Genomic DNA, 15298 nt, shown 5'->3' with positions numbered 1-15298 from the left:
CCCGGCGCCGTGCTCACAGATCATGACCGCTGTAACTCAGGTTGAAAGATTTGTTGATGAGCGGAAAATCCGCGACGATATCGCGGAGGACCGCTTCTTCCAGCGCCGGCCAGAGGGTCCACGACGGGTCCTGGGGATGACAGCGGCGAATACGTCCCTGCTCCATGCGCAGCCAGAAAAATACCTCACCCCGCCAGCCCTCCACCCAACCAACGCCCTCTCCCGCAGCATCCCGGAGATCCGGGGGTTGGCACACGTTCCCGCCGGGCAGATTGCGGAGGATTTCCTCCTGCAGGCGCAGCGACTCGAAAATCTCGAGAAAGCGCACCGCCATGCGCGCCGCGACGTCGCCCTCCGTGGCGGTGGCCATGCGTACCTGGATCTGATCGTAAGGGGGTTGGGGAAATTGTATGCGCTGGTCCCAGGGTTGACCGCTGGCGCGGCCGGCGACCCCCATGAGTCCCAGATGCGCCGCCCGTTCCGGGGAAATTATGCCCAGCCGCACCACACGGTCGCGCAGACCGCCATGTTCGGCAAGGATTTCCTGCAGGCGCCCGACGGCGGTTCCAAGCGCTTGCCCCGCACTGCGGAGGGCCGCGACGGCCACCGCCGTAAGGTCAAAGCCCACCCCACCGGGCAAGACCCGGTCCATAAGGTAGCGATGCCCGATATAGCGCTGATTCTCCCGCAGCAGATCCTCCTTGAGCGCCTGGAACTGGGTCAGGGCGAAGGCCAATCCGGCGTCGTTGCCGATGGCGCCGATGTCACCGAGGTGATTGGCCAGGCGCTCCCGTTCCAGGCAGAGGACGCGCAGCCATTGGGCGCGTTCCGGGACCTGCATCGCGGCGATCTGCTCCACCGCCTGGGCATAACTCCACGCATACGCCACTGTGCTGTCACCGCTGATCCGTCCGGCCAGACGTGCGCCCGCATCCACATCCAGGCCCTGGAGCAGGCGCTCCACCCCTTTGTGTGTATAGCCGAAGCGCTCCTCCAGGTGCAGAATCTCTTCGCCCAGGACCTGGAAGCGGAAGTGCCCCGGCTCGATGATGCCGGCATGTATGGGACCCACCGGAATCTCGTGGGCATCCGGGCTGGCGGCAGACACGAAGGCATAGTCTCCGTCTCCAGCGGTAGTAAGGTTGTCAGCGCAAAAATCCGTGCGTAGGGGAAACTGATCCGCAGGCCATGCGGCATGCCGCAGCCAGGGACGAGTGTCGCCATTCCCCGCGCGAATGCCCAGCAGGTCGTATAGGGCGCGTTCCATGCGCAGCGCGCCCGGAAAAACGGCGGCCAGGCTCGGGCAGGACGCCGCGGCCGGGTCTACGATCATCTCCGTATGCACGATGCCCGTCTCCGACAAAAAGGCCGCATGGACGAGATAACCAGGTTCTTCAGTACGGCGGTCCTCGCCCCAGAGGGCCAGCAGGCGACCCCCTTGCGCATGGATGTTTTCGGCGGCAAGGAGCCAGTACTCTTTGCAGAGGCGACCGGACCACACCGGCAAGGTCGTGCCCCACTGTCGGAAATCGGTCAGTACGCGCAGCGCGGGGTTGGGCATGATGGCGTCCCTATCCGTGGAGAAGCTGAGCGGCGTGCTGCATCCACTGGTCCAGCGTCAAGGGGATGAACACCCCGAGCATGGCGACGAGGGCCAATTGGATGAAGACCGGAATGATGCCGACGGCGGACTGGCGCACAACGCCTTCCTGATGTACCCCGAAGACCATGCTCTGCAGACGCGGGAAAATCCCGGCGAAAGCCACACCCAACCCCAGCAGAAGCAAGGGCGTGAGCCAGGGCTGGGCCTGCAGGGTACTGGTGATGATCAGGAATTCGCTCAAGAAAAGCCCGCTGGGGGGCATTCCCAGGATGAACAGCACCGCCAGCATAAACGCCCAGCCCAGCAAGGGGTTGAATTCCAGCATACCGCGGATGCGCTGGATTTCGCGGCTGCCGATGTCCTGTACCGCTTGCCCGACCGAGAAAAACACCGAGGACTTGGTCAGGCTGTGGCTGACCATGTGCAGCAAGCCCGCAAAGCTCGCTAGTGGTCCGCCGATCCCGAAGGCGAAGGTGGCCAGCCCCATATGCTCGATGGAGGAATAGGCGAAAAGCCGCTTCACATCCCGTTGCCGCAGCATGGAAAAGCCTGCCACCAGCAGGGAGAGCAAACCGAAACCCATCAGCAGGTGGCTGGCGAAGTCCCGACCCAGAGCGCCATCCACCAGTACCTTGGCGCGCAGGATGGCGTAGAGGGCGACATTGAGCAACAGGCCGGAGAGCACCGCCGAAACCGAACTGGGGCCGCTGGCGTGAGCATCCGGCAGCCAGTTGTTGAGCGGAGTCAGGCCGATTTTGGTGCCGTAGCCCACCAGCATGAAGATGAAGGCGATGGCCATGACCTGCGGCTCCAACTGATGGCGCACGGCCGCCAGATGCGTCCACAACAATGCGTCCGCACCGTGCCCCATGATTTTCTGGGCGGCGAAATATAGCAGGATCGTACCGAATAGCGCCATCGCCAGACCGACGCCGCAGAGAATGAAATACTTCCACGCCGCCTCCAGGCCCTCCGCGGTGCGGAAGAGGCTCACCAGCAGTACCGTGGATAGGGTAGCGCCTTCCATGGCTACCCAGAGGATGCCCATATTGTTGGTCAGCAGGGCCAGCAGCATGGTGGCGAGAAAGGTCTGAAACATGGCGTGATAAAGGCGGACACGCCGGCGAGAGAGCGACCAGTGCGCCGTTTCGTGCAGCATATAGTTGCGGGAGAACCACGCCGTACTGAGTCCCACCACGCCATCCACCAGTACCAGCACGATACTGAGATCATCCACCAAGAATTGCCCGCCGCCCGCGGTAAATGCACCGTCTTGCAGCACCTGTATGGCCAGGGCCAGGATGGCCAGCAGCGTCAGCGTATTGAAGCCGATGAACATCGCCGCCCCCCGGCGCCCGTCGCCCCAGAGGGCAAGCAGGGGGATGCCCATCGCCGCACAAGCCAGAACCAATAGAATCAGCATCATTCCTCCCGGATATGTTCCAGATTCTGGAGATCCATGCTGTCGAAGGTCTCCCGTATCTGAAAAAAGAATACGCCGAGAATGACGAAGCCGATCAGGGCATCCAGGGCCACCCCCAGTTCCACGATCATCGGCATGCCCAGGGTGGCGCTGGTGGCGGCGAAGAAGAGGCCGTTATCGATGGCCAGAAATCCCACCACCTGAGAAATGGCCTTGCGCCGCGTGATCATCATCAGGAAAGCGAGCAGCACGGCGGCGAGGGCAATGCCGACCATACCGCGGGTCACGGTGTCGGTCAGGGCGGTGATGGGGGCGGCCAGGGAGAACGCAAAGATGACCAGCGCGATGCCGGCGAGCAGGGTCAGGGGGATGTTGAGCACTGCCTCCACATCGCCATGTACCTGCAGGCGTCGTAACAGACGATGCAGTACCGTTGGGATCAGAATGGCCTTCAGCCCCAGGGTCAGGGCTGCGGAAAACCACAATTCCGTCTGCCCGGTCAGCAGTGCCACCAGCGCCGTGCCGGCCGCGAGGACTACTCCCTGCCAAGCGAGGAGATGGATCAGGGTGAGGAGGCGCCGTTGCGCCAGCATGGCGAAAGCGAGCAGCAGGAGGAGGGCGGCGAGGAGCTTCAGCAGGGGGATGCCCCACGCGAGTCCCTGTGCGGTGATGATCATGTCATGCCCCCAGCATGAAAAAAGTCAAAAGGCCGATAACCCCGAGCAGAAAGGCGGTGGCCATGAACTCCGGGGCGCGGAAAAGTCGGAGCTTGGCGAGCAAGGTTTCGATCAATGCCAGGATCACGGCGGCGCCCGCGAATTTCAGCAGCAGGACCGGCAGGGTCACGGGCAGTATCGCGACTTCTGCGATGGGCACGATACCCCAGGGCAGGAACAGCGCAATACCGATGGCCACATAGAGCGTCAGCTTGATCTGCGCCGCCCACTCCATGAGTGCGAGATGCCGCCCCGAGTACTCCAGGAGCATGGCTTCGTGAATCATGGTCAGTTCCAGGTGGGTAGCGGGATTGTCCACGGGAATCCGCGCATTTTCCGCCAACAGCACGATGAAAAAGGCGGCGGCCGCGAAAACCATGCTGGGGTGCAGGGCGAAGCGCAGTTGCTCCAGATGGGCCACGATCACGCTCAGCGAAGTGGACCGGGAGAGCAGGGACGCCGTAAAGAGTGTGGCCAGCAGGGCGGGCTCCGCGAGTCCGGCGATCAGCATTTCCCGATGGGCGCCCAGGGTGGCGAAGGGCGTCCCCGTGTCCATGGCTGCCAGCACCTGAAAAACCCGTGCCAGGGCGAACAGACCCACCAAGGCGATGACGTCGGCGGCGGGTGCCAGAGGCAGGCCGGTGGCAAGGATGGGGATGATCGCCGCCGCCAGACAGAACGCCCCGAAAATTGCATAAGGGGCAAAGCGGAAGAGCCAGGACGTGCCGTCGGCCTGTAGAGATTCTTTATGGAACAGACGATACAGATCACGGTAGTTCTGCCAGCAGCCTGCCGGTCGCCGGTTTTGCAGGATCGCCCGCAAGGCCCGCAGCAACCCCGCAAAGAGTGGCGCCAGAAATGCCACCAGCAGTACCTGTGCCAGTTCCAGCAGTATGCCCGTCATCGCCAGATCGCCAGCAGGACCAGCAGGGTCAGGAAGCTGTAGAGCAGATACAGGGTGATGCGGCCCTGCTGCAGGCGCAGCACCTGAGCCGAGAGCCAGAAGGCAACAAGGTTCAGGGGTTGATAGAAGCCACGGTACAAAGGTTCTCCGATCCGCATTCGCCAGCGGCCGGCGCCGTCCGCCTCTCGTCCCGCCTGATACAGCGGGGCGAAGATGCGCAGCAGGGGTTGCGCAAATCCCAGTGGGCTATCCTGCATGGCCGACGTCCGGACGGGAAAGCCGCAGGACCAGACCGGCACCCGCCGCAGGGGCCGGCCAAAGAAGCTCCAGATCAGGAGAAAACCCAGTCCCAGGGCGGTGGCTATGCCGAGGAAGAAAATGATCGGACTGTAACTGGCGCGTTGCGCGGAGACCGGAGTCAGCCACAGCCCGTGCTGGACGGCGAAGCCTTGGCCGAGCATCTCCTGCAGCACGGGATGCAGCATATTCAACAAAATACCCGGAAAAACTGAAGTTTAGACATACAGCCCGGCTCCGCCGGGTTTTTTCTATTTTTGCTACGAAAGTGCTTGACACAGTGATAGTGCCGTGCGGCCGACCCTTGTAAAAAAGGGTCGGCCAATGAGAAGCGTTTTAGGCTTCTCGGAATCACTGTCATGCCCTTTCATCGTCTCGTTGCCCTCCGCCTCTCGGAGTGGATTTCCTACTTTCTGACGGTCGTGCCGCCCCGCTCGCGGCGCAGTTTTGTGGAGCTGCTTTGCGGTTGCCTGATCTCGCCCGAAGGCTGGGTCACCCGCGCCCTCAGCAGCATCTCCCTCCGCTGCCACTGGACCACCTATTACAAACTCCTGGAGCGTGCGTCCTTGCGTACACAGGCGTTGGCCATAACCCAGGTACGCTGGCTCCTGCAGTCCTTGCCCAAGCCCCTGATCGTCGAGTTAGTCGTCGACGACACGATGGTCCTGCGGCACTCTACCAAGGCCCCAGGCGCGGCCATCCGCTTCGACCACAGTCATAAGCACAACCGCCCCAGTTATGTCCTCGCCCAGAATTGGGTGGGTCTGGCGTTGACCCTGCGTACCCGTTCCGGCAAAGCCATTTCCTTTCCCATCCGCTTGCGCCTGGTGCCCAGTACCGGCAACACCCACAAGCTGAAAATCGCCGGAGCATTGCTGCGCGCCTTTATACCCCACATCCCCGTACCCGTCCGGTTGCTCACCGATGCTTGGTTCATGCGGCGGCGCCTGCTCTTGCCCCTGTTGCGTCAGCACGGCCTGCAGCCGGCAGGCCAGTTCATCGGCCAGGTGCGCAAAGATACTGTACTGCTCCGCGACCCACCGCCGAGGACATCCCAACGCGGGCGTCCTCGGATATATGGAAACAAGTACACCGTGGAAGACATGGCTGCGCTGCCCACCGAGATCGTCTCTCTGGATCTCTATGGGAAACGGCAGAAGGTCCGTCTTCAATCCATCATCGCCAATGCACGATTCCTGAACGGCCATCCGGTCCGTGCCGTATGGAGTGCGATCTACGATGAAAAGCATCATCGGTGGTCTCCCACCCGCCTCTATCTCGCTTCCGAGACGGATCTCACCGCCAGCGAAATCGTCGTCCTCTACAGCAACCGCTGGCAGATCGAACCGATCTTCCACAATCTCAAACGCTGGTGGGGCATCCATAACCTCTGGCAGCAAAAACGCACCGTCTTGGAACGCTGGATGCAAATCCGCTGCATCGCTTGGTCCATGGTGCAACTCCTCGCCGAAACCCTATCCGAAGATTTCCCCATGACTGCAGTAGCGCCCTGGCGTATCGCTACTCCTGTCACCGCAGGACTCATGGCCCAATGGCTTCATCTGCAATTTCTGCGGGTTCCATTCTGGAAGGGCTACGACCCGAAGTCCGGGAAATTCCAGTGCCCCGCCCCCGCCTTTTGGGCCGATACCGATGACCCACCCCGCAAAAAGGTCGCCTGACTCAATCCTGCTCCACATTTACTACGCCATATCGCCACACATAGAAGCTGGCGAGGAGGCTGCATGTCTAAACTTCAGCCGGAAAAAGTCCGAGGACAATACAGGCGACACTCAGCAGGGCCATGGCCGAGCGTTCCCAGCGTCCGCTCTCATGGGCATGCCGTGCGCCGCGCGCCTGACCGAGAAAGGCGATACCGTAAAACTTGACCATGGCATAGGCCGCCAGCGCTACCGCCAGCACGACGCCGGAGGCCGCCAGGGGCAATACCGCGCTGAGGGTGCTTTGGGGCAAGGCAGGCGACAGCAGGAATGCCTGCAGGAGCAGCCATTCAGAGACGAAGCCGTTGAGGGGGGTAGCCCGGCGATGGCGAGGGTGCCGAGGAGCATGAAAAAGGCGGTTTGAGGCATCTGCCGGATCAGGCCGCCCAGTCGATCCATGGCCACGCTGCCCGCTCCGTGCAGGACGCTGCCGCTGCCGAGAAAAAGCAGACCCTTGAAGAAGGCGTGGTTCAGGGCGTGATACAGGGCGGCGGCCAGAGCCAGTGCCGCCAGGGCACCGAGTCCATGCGCGCGGAAGATCAGGGCGAGGCCGAAGGCCACCATGATCAGCCCCATGTTTTCTATGGAGGAATAGGCCAGCAGGCGTTTCATGTCGGTCTGGACGGCAGCGAAAAGCACACCGAAGAGGGCCGTCGCCAGGCCCACGCCCAGTACAAAGGGACCCCACCACGAGGCCAGCTTGCCGAGAAAGAGAAAGTCCACGCGCAACATGCCATAGAAGGCCATCTGCAGCATGGCCCCGCTCATCAACGCGGAGACCGGTGCGGGGGCGGCAGGATGGGCATCCGGCAGCCAGATGTGGAGGGGAAGCAAGCCCGCCTTGGCACCGAATCCGAAAAAGGTCAGGAGAAAGGCGGCCGATGCCCAGAATGGATCGAGGGGGGCGTGCAGCATGGCGCTGAACGGCCCGCCCTGGGCTATGGCCGCTCCGGCGAGGAGGACGAAGCCCAGCAAAATGGCCAGCGCCCCAAGGTGGGCGATGAGCAGATAGACGAAACCGGCATGGCGGCTGCCCGCCTCCTCATGCTCCGTCACCACCAGGAAATACGAGGCCAGCGCCATGACTTCCCAGGCGACCAGGAAAGTGAAGGCATTGGCCGCCAGCAGAACCAGCCCCATCCCCAGCAGAAAGGTGTGGTATTGGAGCACGAGCCGACGCAGTGCCGGTCCCGAAAGGGTGCGGAAATAGCCCGTGGCAAAAAGGGATACCGCGAAGGCTAGCAATCCCAGCAGAATCAGGAAAAATCCCGAGAGGGGATCGATCTGGAAAGACCAAGGCAAGGCGGGCAGGGGCCCGCGCAGTTGCAGTTGGTCTGGAGGGGCCGTCAGCGCGCTGAACCCGGCAATGGCCAGCAGCAGGGCAACCACGCTGCTGAGGGGGAAGATCAGCCGGCAGGCGGCGGTTGGCCAGCCGCCCAGCAGAAAGCCCAGTAGCCCGAGACCCAGCCAGAGCAGTAATGCCCCAGTGGCGAGATCCAGAGGCAGGCAGGAGATCACTAGGCTACCACCACCAACAGGGTTGTTGCGGAGTGGCCGCGGTTGTGCCAGTTGTGGGGCAGACGCGGATCATAGTAAATGGCGTCGCCTTCCCCCAGTTCCGTGGCCACCCCGGATTGCTCAAAAGCGGCTGTCCCGCGGATGACGATGGTGAATTCTTCTCCTTCGGCGCTGGTGTAGGGGTGCTCACCACACTCTCCGCCCGGTTCCAGTACCATCAGCAGCGGTTGCATTTTCTTTTGCGGCAGGCCGTGGGCCAGCGGTTCTAGTGAAGCGTGGGAACCGGCACTGTAAAACTTGCGTCGGTCACCGCTGCGCATGATCCATGGCAAACCCGCCGTTTCACCGTCATCGAAAATTGCGGCGATGGGAATCTGCAGCGCCGCGCAGATTTTTTCCAGCGTGGCGATGGAGGGGGAGTTCTGCCCGGCCTCGATCTGCGAGAGGGCGCTGGGTGAAATTTCGGCACGCGCTGCCAGCCCGCGCACGGACCATCTCTTATCCTCGCGAAGTTGCCGAATTTTTTTGCAGACCTGTTCCATGGGCGGAGAGTGTACGTTAAAACGCGCGATATGCAATCTATTTTGGACGGTATTCCCTACACGTTGAACAAAAAGTTCAGCACATCTCCGTCCTGCACTACATATTCCTTTCCTTCCGCGCGCATCTTGCCTGCTTCCTTCGCCCCTTGTTCGCCTTTGTAGCGGATGAAATCGTCATAGGCGATGGTCTGGGCGCGGATGAAGCCGCGTTCGAAGTCGCTGTGGATCACACCCGCCGCCTGTGGCGCTGTGGCGCCCACCGGGATGGTCCAGGCGCGGACCTCCTTGACGCCGGCAGTGAAGTAGGTCTGCAGACCCAGTAAACGGTAGGCCGCACGGATGATGCGCTTGAGGCCGGGCTCCTCCAGTCCCAAGTCCTGCAAGAAAGCGCTTTGCTCCTCCGGTTCCAGTTCTGCCAGCTCTGATTCTATGGCGGCGCAGACGGGCACCACACTCGCGTGCCGTTCGCTCGCCCAGGCTTCCAGGGGCGCACGCCAGGGGCCACCCTGCAACTCGTTCTCGGCGACATTGGCAATAACCATGAGGGGTTTCATGGTCAGCAGACAGAGGCCGCGCAGATGCTCTTGCTCCTCCCCGTTCAGTTTCAGGCTGGCGGCCGGCTTTCCTTCATTCAGATGGGGCAGGAGACGGGCCATGGCGGCGACTTCGGCCACCGCGTCCTTGTTGCCGCCCTTGGCCTGTCGCGCCACCCGTGCCTGCGCCTTCTCCACGGTGCCGAGATCGGCCAGAATCAGCTCCGTCAGCACCACCTCCAGATCTGCCACGGGATCCACGTGACCGCTCACATGAACTACATTGGGGTCCTCAAAGCAGCGGGTGACCAAGGCAATGGCGTCTGTCTCGCGGATATGGGCGAGAAACTGGTTGCCCAGACCCTCGCCCTGCGCCGCACCGGCCACCAGCCCGGCGATGTCCACGAACTCCATAGTGGCGTGCTGTACCTTCTGTGGCTTGACGATCTCTGACAGGGCCTCAAGACGGGGATCCGGAACGGCAACCAGCCCGACATTGGGCTCGATCGTACAGAAGGGATAGTTTTCCGCCGCGATGCCCGCCCTGGTGATGGCGTTGAAAAGGGTGGATTTGCCGACGTTGGGTAAGCCGACGATGCCGCAGGCCAAAGCCATAAGAAACTCCTAATCGCTGTGCAGGGTTTTTTGCGCCGCATCCGTGCGGCCGCAGAGAAAGTCGGGAAGTACGCCGAGGCTGCGTTCAATCGCCTCGTCAATCAGGGCCTTATCCGCCGGCGGCGGAGCGCTCAGCACATAAGGGATGACTGCGTCCTTATGCCCCGGATGGCCGATGCCGATACGCAGTCGCCAGTAATCCCGTGTGCCCAGGGCACGTTCGAGGTCGCGGAGCCCATTGTGGCCGCCATGACCTCCACCGCGTTTCAGCCGCGCCGTGCCCGGCAACAGGTCCAGTTCGTCATGCATCACCAGAATCCGTTCCGCGGGTACTTTATAAAAGGCCGCCATGGCCTGCACCGGGCCGCCACTGCGGTTCATGAAATCCTGGGGCATACACAGCCCCAGTTCCAGTCCCGAAGCTCGCGCCGTAGCGGCCAGACAATGCCAGCGCTTCTCCATACGCAAAGACGCCCCGACCCGATCCGCAAGGGTTTGGAGCGTCCAAAAACCGGCATTGTGGCGGGTCCGGGCGTATTCCGCGCCGGGGTTACCCAGGCCCGCCAACAACCAGTCCATAAGGCCTCAGGCGGTGGTCTCCGGGGCCTCTTCCGCCTCGGCACCGGTACGCGGATTGTGGATGGCGACGACTTCCTTGTCGTCTTCATGCAGCAAAGGTACCAGTGTCACGCCGGCGGGCACACTGATCTGGGACAGATGCAGGCTGTCACCAATGTGCAGCCCGGCGATATCCACCTGGAGGGCTTCCGGCAGGCGATCCACCCGCGCTTCCACTTCTACTTCCACCAGGGCGCGATGCAATACTCCGCCTGCCTTGATGCCGGCGCAGGTGCTTTCGTTCAGGAAGTGGACGGGCACATGCAAGCGTACTTGTTCGCCAGCGTGAACGCGCAGGAAGTCCATGTGCAGGACCTCCTCCTTATAAGGGTGCATCTGAATATCGCGGATCAGGGCCGTCTCATTGCGACCGGGGAGTTGCAGCGTGATGATGTGGGTATAGGCGCGCTCGTCGGGCAACAGCTTGCGCAGCAGGCGGGCTTCAATGCTGATGCCCAGCGCGGCCTTGCCGTCCCCGTAGAGCACGGCGGGTACCATGCCGGTGCGGCGCAGGCGGCGGCTGGCACGACGGCCGATATCTTCGCGCGGCTGGGCCGCAATCGCAAAATCTGTCATTTTCTGGACTCCTTATGGTATCGCGGGTTGAGCGGGGCGAGGGTTGACAGAACCTTTCTCCCCAATGGCAAGGGGCGCATCATAATGCGCCGCGGTTTTTTCGGCAACCGTTTCCGGCATTTTTCCATCGGGCCGTAAATAGGCGTTGATCACTGCGCGGGCTACCGGCAGGGCTTGCCAGGCATTATGCCCACCATATTCCACCACGACGGCGACGGCGATTTTGGGGTGATGTACCGGTGCCCAGCCGATAAAAAGAGAGTCGTTGTTATAGACGGTGTGACCATTTTTGTACCCCACCGGGACTTGCGCGGTGCCCGTCTTCCCGGCAATGGTGATGCCGGGGATGGCGACCGTATGGCAGGTCCCGCTGGTGACACAGGACTCCATGCCTTTACGCACCGCCTGCATGGCCTCCGCGGAAATGTGGAGGTCGATGGGCGGCGCATCGGCGATGGGCTCCACCCTGCCATTGTCCGGATCGACGAAGGCTTTGGCCACCTGAGGCTGGACCAGATAGCCGCCATTGGCGAGCGCGGAGACCGCCCGCGCTAATTGCAGGGGGCTCTCCAGAAGATACCCTTGGCCAATTCCGAGAATGACGGAATCCCCGGTGTACCACGGGGCATGCAGATGCGCCTGCTTCCAGGCGGGGGTGGGTACCAGGCCGCTGGCCCCCCCTGGCAGATCGATGGGTGGTTTGCTGCCGAAGCCAAATCGCCACAGGGTCTTGTCCTGCAGGGCGATGCCCATCTTCACCGCAAGTTTGTAATAAAAAACATCCACCGACCAGGTCAGTGCCTTGGTCAGGCCGGTGTTGCCGAATCCTGCCCGGTTCCAGTCCCAGTAGGTATGGCCGCCAAGCTGATAATTACCCGCGCAGAAAGTATGGTAATCCGGCGCAATGATGCCTTCCTGTACCGCCTCTACAGAATAAAAGGGCTTGGCGCAGGAACCTGGCGGGTAGAGGCCATTGTCGGCGCGATTCATCAATGGGCGACCCGGATTGTCCAGGAGGCTCTGCCAGTGGGCCGTGCTGATACCATCCACGAACCAGTTGGCATTGAAGCTGGGGCTGGTCACCATGGCCAGTACAGCGCCATCGTTCGGGTTCATGGCGACGACTGCGCCGCGATACCCCTTGCCCTGTAGGGCCAGTGCCCCCGCCTCCTGAACCCGCACCCGCAGGTGGGTGAGTAAATTTTCACCAGGGCGCGCCGGGATCTCGCGCAGGGTGCCCACCTGCAGGCCGCGTGCATTGATATCCTTGATCTGATAGCCCATGGTGCCGCGGAGCTGGCGTTCGTAATAGCGTTCCAGGCCATTCTTGCCGATGTAGTTGCGTCCGACATAGTTGCTGGCGCGAAAATCCTTGAGGTCGGTGGCGGTAATCGGGCCGACATAGCCGACGACGTGGGAAAAGAGCGCGTCGTAGGGATAATGACGATGAAGCATGGCGACCACCTGCACCCCGGGCAGATCCAACGCGCGCACGGCTACCGCGGCGATCTGTGCCGGTGTCAGACCGGCCTTGAGCACCACCGGATCGAAATCCGGCCTGCCCATGCGCCGTTCCTGAAAGCGGCGCATATCGTTCGCGTCCAGCCCGAGCAATTGCTGCAGTCGCTGCAATGTGTCCTGCAGTTTGGGCACCTGGTCGGGGGTGATTTCCAGGGCATAGGTGGGCTCATTTTCGGCCAGCACCGCGCCGTGATCGGCCAGCACCAGGCCGCGGGGCGGTGCGACGGGCACGAGAGCCACATGATTATCGTAGGCCAGGGTGCGAAATTTGGAATAATGCAGCACCTGCAGGTCCACGATGCGCAGCACGACGACCAGTATCGCCAGCCACATCAGACCGGCTGCCACCCCTAGTCGGAAGCGGAAGCTGCGAATACGTTTCTCGTGATCAGAAGGGGACATAACCGGGAATGACCTGATTCAGTTTGCAAATGGCTGGGACGCTTCGTACACTCGAACGCAAAATCCTTGGAGAGATGGGGTGGCGCAGTGGTGGAGTCCCGTTTTGAATCCCTGTTCATAGAGCTGGAGAGCATTATAACGGATTATCGTGGCCTGCGTCGTCACCTCGAAGGCGACGACCGCGACAGGCGTTCCCTGCAGGCACTGCAGAAGCAACTCCAGATGCTGGATGCAGAAAATACCCTGCTGCGGGAACGTCAGGAGGCAATATGTCTGCGACTCAGCGAACTGCTCACGCAGGTCAGTTGTTGGGAAAACGAATAAAGAACACCCAGACAGATGGAGAAGACCGTGCCTGAAGCGACCCGTAATTCCGCCACCAACCGCGTCAATATCAACCTGATGGGGCAAAGCTATCAGGTACCCTGTCTGCCCGAAGAGCAGGCGCTGCTCCTGGAGGCGGTGGCTCTGCTCAATCAACAGCTCGACGCCGCCCGCGCGGGGGGGCGGACGATCAGCAAGGAGCGCACCGCTCTGATGGTGGCGGTCAATCTGGCCGCAGACCTGCAGCGCGCCCGCCAGGAAGTGCAGGCGCGCGATGAACAGCTCGATCGGCTGGAGAGTCGCCTGCGCCGGCTGGTTGACATGGGTAGGGGGGCAGAGTAGCTTGGTTATTGCCTCCTGCGGGGCTCGAGTGGCCGAGATGATTCCTGAACCAACATTGTCTATCCAGGGTGTCCCCAGTCATCGCCGTGGTGTGCCGCTCCTTTGCGGAGTAGCCTGAAGCGGTGTGTGGATTCCCACCTGTACATCAGGTTCATGGGGTAGCGGGCTGCACGACCCAGGCGGGGGGTTCCTTATTTCCAGGGCAGGATGATCTGCCGACCAAAAGTCAGTTGCGCCGACAGATACGTCAGCAGCGACGTGGGCTATCGTCGGAGGCGTTGTACCATGCCGCCGCGGCCCTCGCCAGTCACCTCGTGCGCCTCAACCATTTTCGGCGGGCCCGGCATATCGGACTCTACTGGCCTATGCAGGGCGAAATCAGCCCCTTGCCGGTCATGCAGCATCCCATCGCCGGCAACAAACATTTTTATCTGCCGGTGCTGGCCGGGCACTTTGCGCGCAGCCTCCGCTTTGCGCCTTTTCATCCGCATACGGACCTGCGCAGCAATCGCTTTCACATCCCGGAACCGCAGGTGCCCCCCGGCTGTCAACGGTCGGTACGCGAGCTGGATCTGCTGATCCTGCCGCTGGTTGCCTTCGACGCGGAGGGGTACCGTCTGGGGATGGGCGGCGGTTTCTATGATCGCAGCCTGGCGCATCTGCCCCATCGCCGCAGTTGGCGGCGCCCGCGATTGGTTGGTGTCGGGCATGCCTTTCAGGAGGTGCCCCGGCTGCCCAGAGAGCCCTGGGATATTCCACTGGGCATCGTCTGTACAGAAAAAGGCTGTTACCGGATCGGATCATGATGGCACAAATATTGTTTGCCGGTGATGTGATGGGGTCCGCAGGGCGGCGTGCCTTGCGGCTGGCGCTGGCGCGGCTGCGGCAGGAGGGGCCGCTGGACGCGGTGGTGGTGAATGGGGAGAACGCCGCCGGCGGTATGGGGATCACGGCGGCCATCGTCCGGGAATTCCGCGGTTGGGGTGTGGACGTGATTACTGCCGGGAACCATGTCTGGGATCAGCGGGAGGCGCTGGCCTTCATCCGGGAGGAGCCGCGCCTGCTGCGGCCCTGCAATGCACCGCCGGGCACACCGGGAGCGGGCTGGGTGGTGGTGGAGGCGCAGGGCGGCTGGCGTCTGGGGGTGCTCAATCTCATGGGACGGCTGTTCATGCATCCGGTGTATGACTGCCCATTTCGCACCGCGGATGCCGTGCTGGCGCGAGAGGCGATGGATTGCGATGTCGTCCTCGTCGATATGCACGCCGAAGCCACCAGTGAGAAGACGGCCATGGGTTGGCACCTGGCGGGCCGAGTGGCTGGCGTCATGGGCAGCCATACCCATGTGCCTACGGCGGATGAGCGAGTGCTCCCCGGCGGCACGGCCTATCAGAGCGATGCGGGCATGTGCGGTTGCTACGACTCGGTGATCGGCGTGGACAGGGACGCCGCCATTCGCCGCTTCATTACCGCCCTGCCCGGACACGGAGAAGCGGTGGACGGCGTGGCCACTTTTTGCGGCCTGCTGATGACGGTGGATACGGGCACTGGCCGATGCAGCGCCGTGCGTCGTGTGCGTTACGACTTTCCGCAAGAAATATCCTGAGCCCATCCCCCGTACGGCAGGGACGCGCATCGGGACG

At 62.2% G+C, this 15298-nt stretch carries 17 protein-coding genes and 1 other RNA gene; 6 read left to right on the top strand and 12 right to left on the bottom strand.

Translation table 11 applies throughout. The features are described 5' to 3' along the window. Nucleotides 1-13: 13 nt before the first annotated feature. From AFERRID_RS01440 to AFERRID_RS01420, 5 genes are read right to left on the bottom strand one after another with little or no spacing between them, the layout of a single operon-like run. Nucleotides 14-1561 carry a hydrogenase large subunit gene (locus AFERRID_RS01440; protein WP_126604232.1) on the bottom strand — a complete coding sequence of 516 codons (1548 nt, stop codon included), beginning with the start codon at nt 1559-1561 and terminating at the stop codon, nt 14-16. 10 nt (nt 1562-1571) lie between these two features. Then, complete coding sequence (locus AFERRID_RS01435) at nt 1572-3029, bottom strand: hydrogenase 4 subunit F (RefSeq protein ID WP_225981782.1); 1458 nt, start codon at nt 3027-3029, stop codon at nt 1572-1574. Then, a complete protein-coding gene (locus AFERRID_RS01430; RefSeq protein ID WP_126604231.1) occupies nt 3026-3703 on the bottom strand; it encodes a formate hydrogenlyase in 678 nt (225 codons plus the stop codon). Before AFERRID_RS01430 ends, AFERRID_RS01435 begins: the two co-directional genes overlap by 4 nt. A gap of 1 nt (nt 3704) precedes the next feature. Beyond that, nucleotides 3705-4646: a respiratory chain complex I subunit 1 family protein gene (locus AFERRID_RS01425; protein WP_113525410.1), complete on the bottom strand. Its 942-nt coding sequence runs from the start codon at nt 4644-4646 to the stop codon at nt 3705-3707. Then, entirely contained in the window at nt 4643-5137 is a 495-nt protein-coding gene (locus AFERRID_RS01420) for a hypothetical protein (RefSeq protein WP_226832909.1), read from the bottom strand. Before AFERRID_RS01420 ends, AFERRID_RS01425 begins: the two co-directional genes overlap by 4 nt. A gap of 165 nt (nt 5138-5302) precedes the next feature. On the opposite strand from AFERRID_RS01420, the gene AFERRID_RS01415 reads away from it, so the two are divergent. Then, on the top strand, nt 5303-6625 hold the full coding sequence (locus AFERRID_RS01415) for an IS701 family transposase (protein WP_070807692.1): 1323 nt from the start codon (nt 5303-5305) through the stop codon (nt 6623-6625). 67 nt (nt 6626-6692) lie between these two features. Here the strand turns inward: AFERRID_RS01415 and AFERRID_RS15390 are convergent, their stop codons facing one another. The 7 genes from AFERRID_RS15390 to mrdA are packed head-to-tail and all read right to left on the bottom strand — an operon-like array spanning nt 6693 to nt 12989. Continuing rightward, a complete protein-coding gene (locus AFERRID_RS15390) occupies nt 6693-6866 on the bottom strand; it encodes a hypothetical protein (protein ID WP_232027705.1) in 174 nt (57 codons plus the stop codon). Continuing rightward, nucleotides 6854-8182, bottom strand: a complete 1329-nt coding sequence (locus AFERRID_RS01410) for a proton-conducting transporter transmembrane domain-containing protein (protein WP_232027696.1) — start codon at nt 8180-8182, stop codon at nt 6854-6856. Before AFERRID_RS01410 ends, AFERRID_RS15390 begins: the two co-directional genes overlap by 13 nt. Beyond that, nucleotides 8182-8724 carry a helix-turn-helix domain-containing protein gene (locus tag AFERRID_RS01405; RefSeq protein WP_113525866.1) on the bottom strand — a complete coding sequence of 181 codons (543 nt, stop codon included), beginning with the start codon at nt 8722-8724 and terminating at the stop codon, nt 8182-8184. Before AFERRID_RS01405 ends, AFERRID_RS01410 begins: the two co-directional genes overlap by 1 nt. 56 nt (nt 8725-8780) lie before the next feature. After that, the gene (gene ychF, locus AFERRID_RS01400; RefSeq protein WP_113525412.1) at nt 8781-9872 is read right to left on the bottom strand and encodes a redox-regulated ATPase YchF; all 1092 of its coding nucleotides are present in this window, start codon (nt 9870-9872) and stop codon (nt 8781-8783) included. A 9-nt stretch (nt 9873-9881) separates the two neighbouring features. Next, nucleotides 9882-10451, bottom strand: coding sequence for an aminoacyl-tRNA hydrolase (gene pth, locus AFERRID_RS01395; RefSeq protein ID WP_113525413.1), 570 nt, complete (start codon nt 10449-10451; stop codon nt 9882-9884). 6 nt (nt 10452-10457) lie between these two features. After that, entirely contained in the window at nt 10458-11066 is a 609-nt protein-coding gene (locus AFERRID_RS01390; RefSeq protein WP_113525414.1) for a 50S ribosomal protein L25/general stress protein Ctc, read from the bottom strand. A 12-nt stretch (nt 11067-11078) separates the two neighbouring features. Beyond that, on the bottom strand, nt 11079-12989 hold the full coding sequence (gene mrdA / locus AFERRID_RS01385) for a penicillin-binding protein 2 (RefSeq protein ID WP_126604230.1): 1911 nt from the start codon (nt 12987-12989) through the stop codon (nt 11079-11081). A gap of 87 nt (nt 12990-13076) precedes the next feature. On the opposite strand from mrdA, the gene AFERRID_RS01380 reads away from it, so the two are divergent. The 5 genes from AFERRID_RS01380 (at nt 13077) to AFERRID_RS01360 (ending at nt 15261) form a co-directional block, all read left to right on the top strand. Next, the gene (locus tag AFERRID_RS01380; protein ID WP_126604229.1) at nt 13077-13313 is read left to right on the top strand and encodes a hypothetical protein; all 237 of its coding nucleotides are present in this window, start codon (nt 13077-13079) and stop codon (nt 13311-13313) included. A 27-nt stretch (nt 13314-13340) separates the two neighbouring features. After that, on the top strand, nt 13341-13655 hold the full coding sequence (locus AFERRID_RS01375) for a cell division protein ZapA (RefSeq protein ID WP_126604228.1): 315 nt from the start codon (nt 13341-13343) through the stop codon (nt 13653-13655). A 9-nt stretch (nt 13656-13664) separates the two neighbouring features. After that, nucleotides 13665-13845, top strand: a non-coding RNA gene (gene ssrS, locus AFERRID_RS01370) — 6S RNA. 40 nt (nt 13846-13885) lie between these two features. Then, complete coding sequence (locus AFERRID_RS01365; RefSeq protein ID WP_126604227.1) at nt 13886-14461, top strand: 5-formyltetrahydrofolate cyclo-ligase; 576 nt, start codon at nt 13886-13888, stop codon at nt 14459-14461. Further along, nucleotides 14458-15261: a TIGR00282 family metallophosphoesterase gene (locus AFERRID_RS01360; RefSeq protein WP_113525418.1), complete on the top strand. Its 804-nt coding sequence runs from the start codon at nt 14458-14460 to the stop codon at nt 15259-15261. The genes AFERRID_RS01365 and AFERRID_RS01360 overlap by 4 nt, the downstream gene beginning before the upstream one ends. Nucleotides 15262-15298 lie beyond the last annotated feature (37 nt).

The sequence above is a fragment of the Acidithiobacillus ferridurans genome, assembly GCF_003966655.1.
Taxonomy (GTDB): domain Bacteria; phylum Pseudomonadota; class Gammaproteobacteria; order Acidithiobacillales; family Acidithiobacillaceae; genus Acidithiobacillus; species Acidithiobacillus ferridurans.
Note: the sequence above shows the minus strand (reverse complement) of the source record. Positions and strands in the feature narration are given on the sequence as shown.

What these genes read in the sequence shown, in the direction of transcription:
- AFERRID_RS01440 (WP_126604232.1), bottom strand. Translation starts at nt 1,561, where the DNA reads ATGCCCAACCCCGCGCTGCGCGTACTGACCGATTTCCGACAGTGGGGC.
- AFERRID_RS01425 (WP_113525410.1), bottom strand. Translation starts at nt 4,646, where the DNA reads ATGACGGGCATACTGCTGGAACTGGCACAGGTACTGCTGGTGGCATTT.
- AFERRID_RS01435 (WP_225981782.1), bottom strand. Translation starts at nt 3,029, where the DNA reads ATGATGCTGATTCTATTGGTTCTGGCTTGTGCGGCGATGGGCATCCCC.
- AFERRID_RS01415 (WP_070807692.1), top strand. Translation starts at nt 5,303, where the DNA reads ATGCCCTTTCATCGTCTCGTTGCCCTCCGCCTCTCGGAGTGGATTTCC.
- AFERRID_RS01390 (WP_113525414.1), bottom strand. Translation starts at nt 11,066, where the DNA reads ATGACAGATTTTGCGATTGCGGCCCAGCCGCGCGAAGATATCGGCCGT.
- AFERRID_RS01405 (WP_113525866.1), bottom strand. Translation starts at nt 8,724, where the DNA reads ATGGAACAGGTCTGCAAAAAAATTCGGCAACTTCGCGAGGATAAGAGA.
- AFERRID_RS01430 (WP_126604231.1), bottom strand. Translation starts at nt 3,703, where the DNA reads ATGATCATCACCGCACAGGGACTCGCGTGGGGCATCCCCCTGCTGAAG.
- ychF (WP_113525412.1), bottom strand. Translation starts at nt 9,872, where the DNA reads ATGGCTTTGGCCTGCGGCATCGTCGGCTTACCCAACGTCGGCAAATCC.
- pth (WP_113525413.1), bottom strand. Translation starts at nt 10,451, where the DNA reads ATGGACTGGTTGTTGGCGGGCCTGGGTAACCCCGGCGCGGAATACGCC.
- AFERRID_RS01360 (WP_113525418.1), top strand. Translation starts at nt 14,458, where the DNA reads ATGATGGCACAAATATTGTTTGCCGGTGATGTGATGGGGTCCGCAGGG.
- mrdA (WP_126604230.1), bottom strand. Translation starts at nt 12,989, where the DNA reads ATGTCCCCTTCTGATCACGAGAAACGTATTCGCAGCTTCCGCTTCCGA.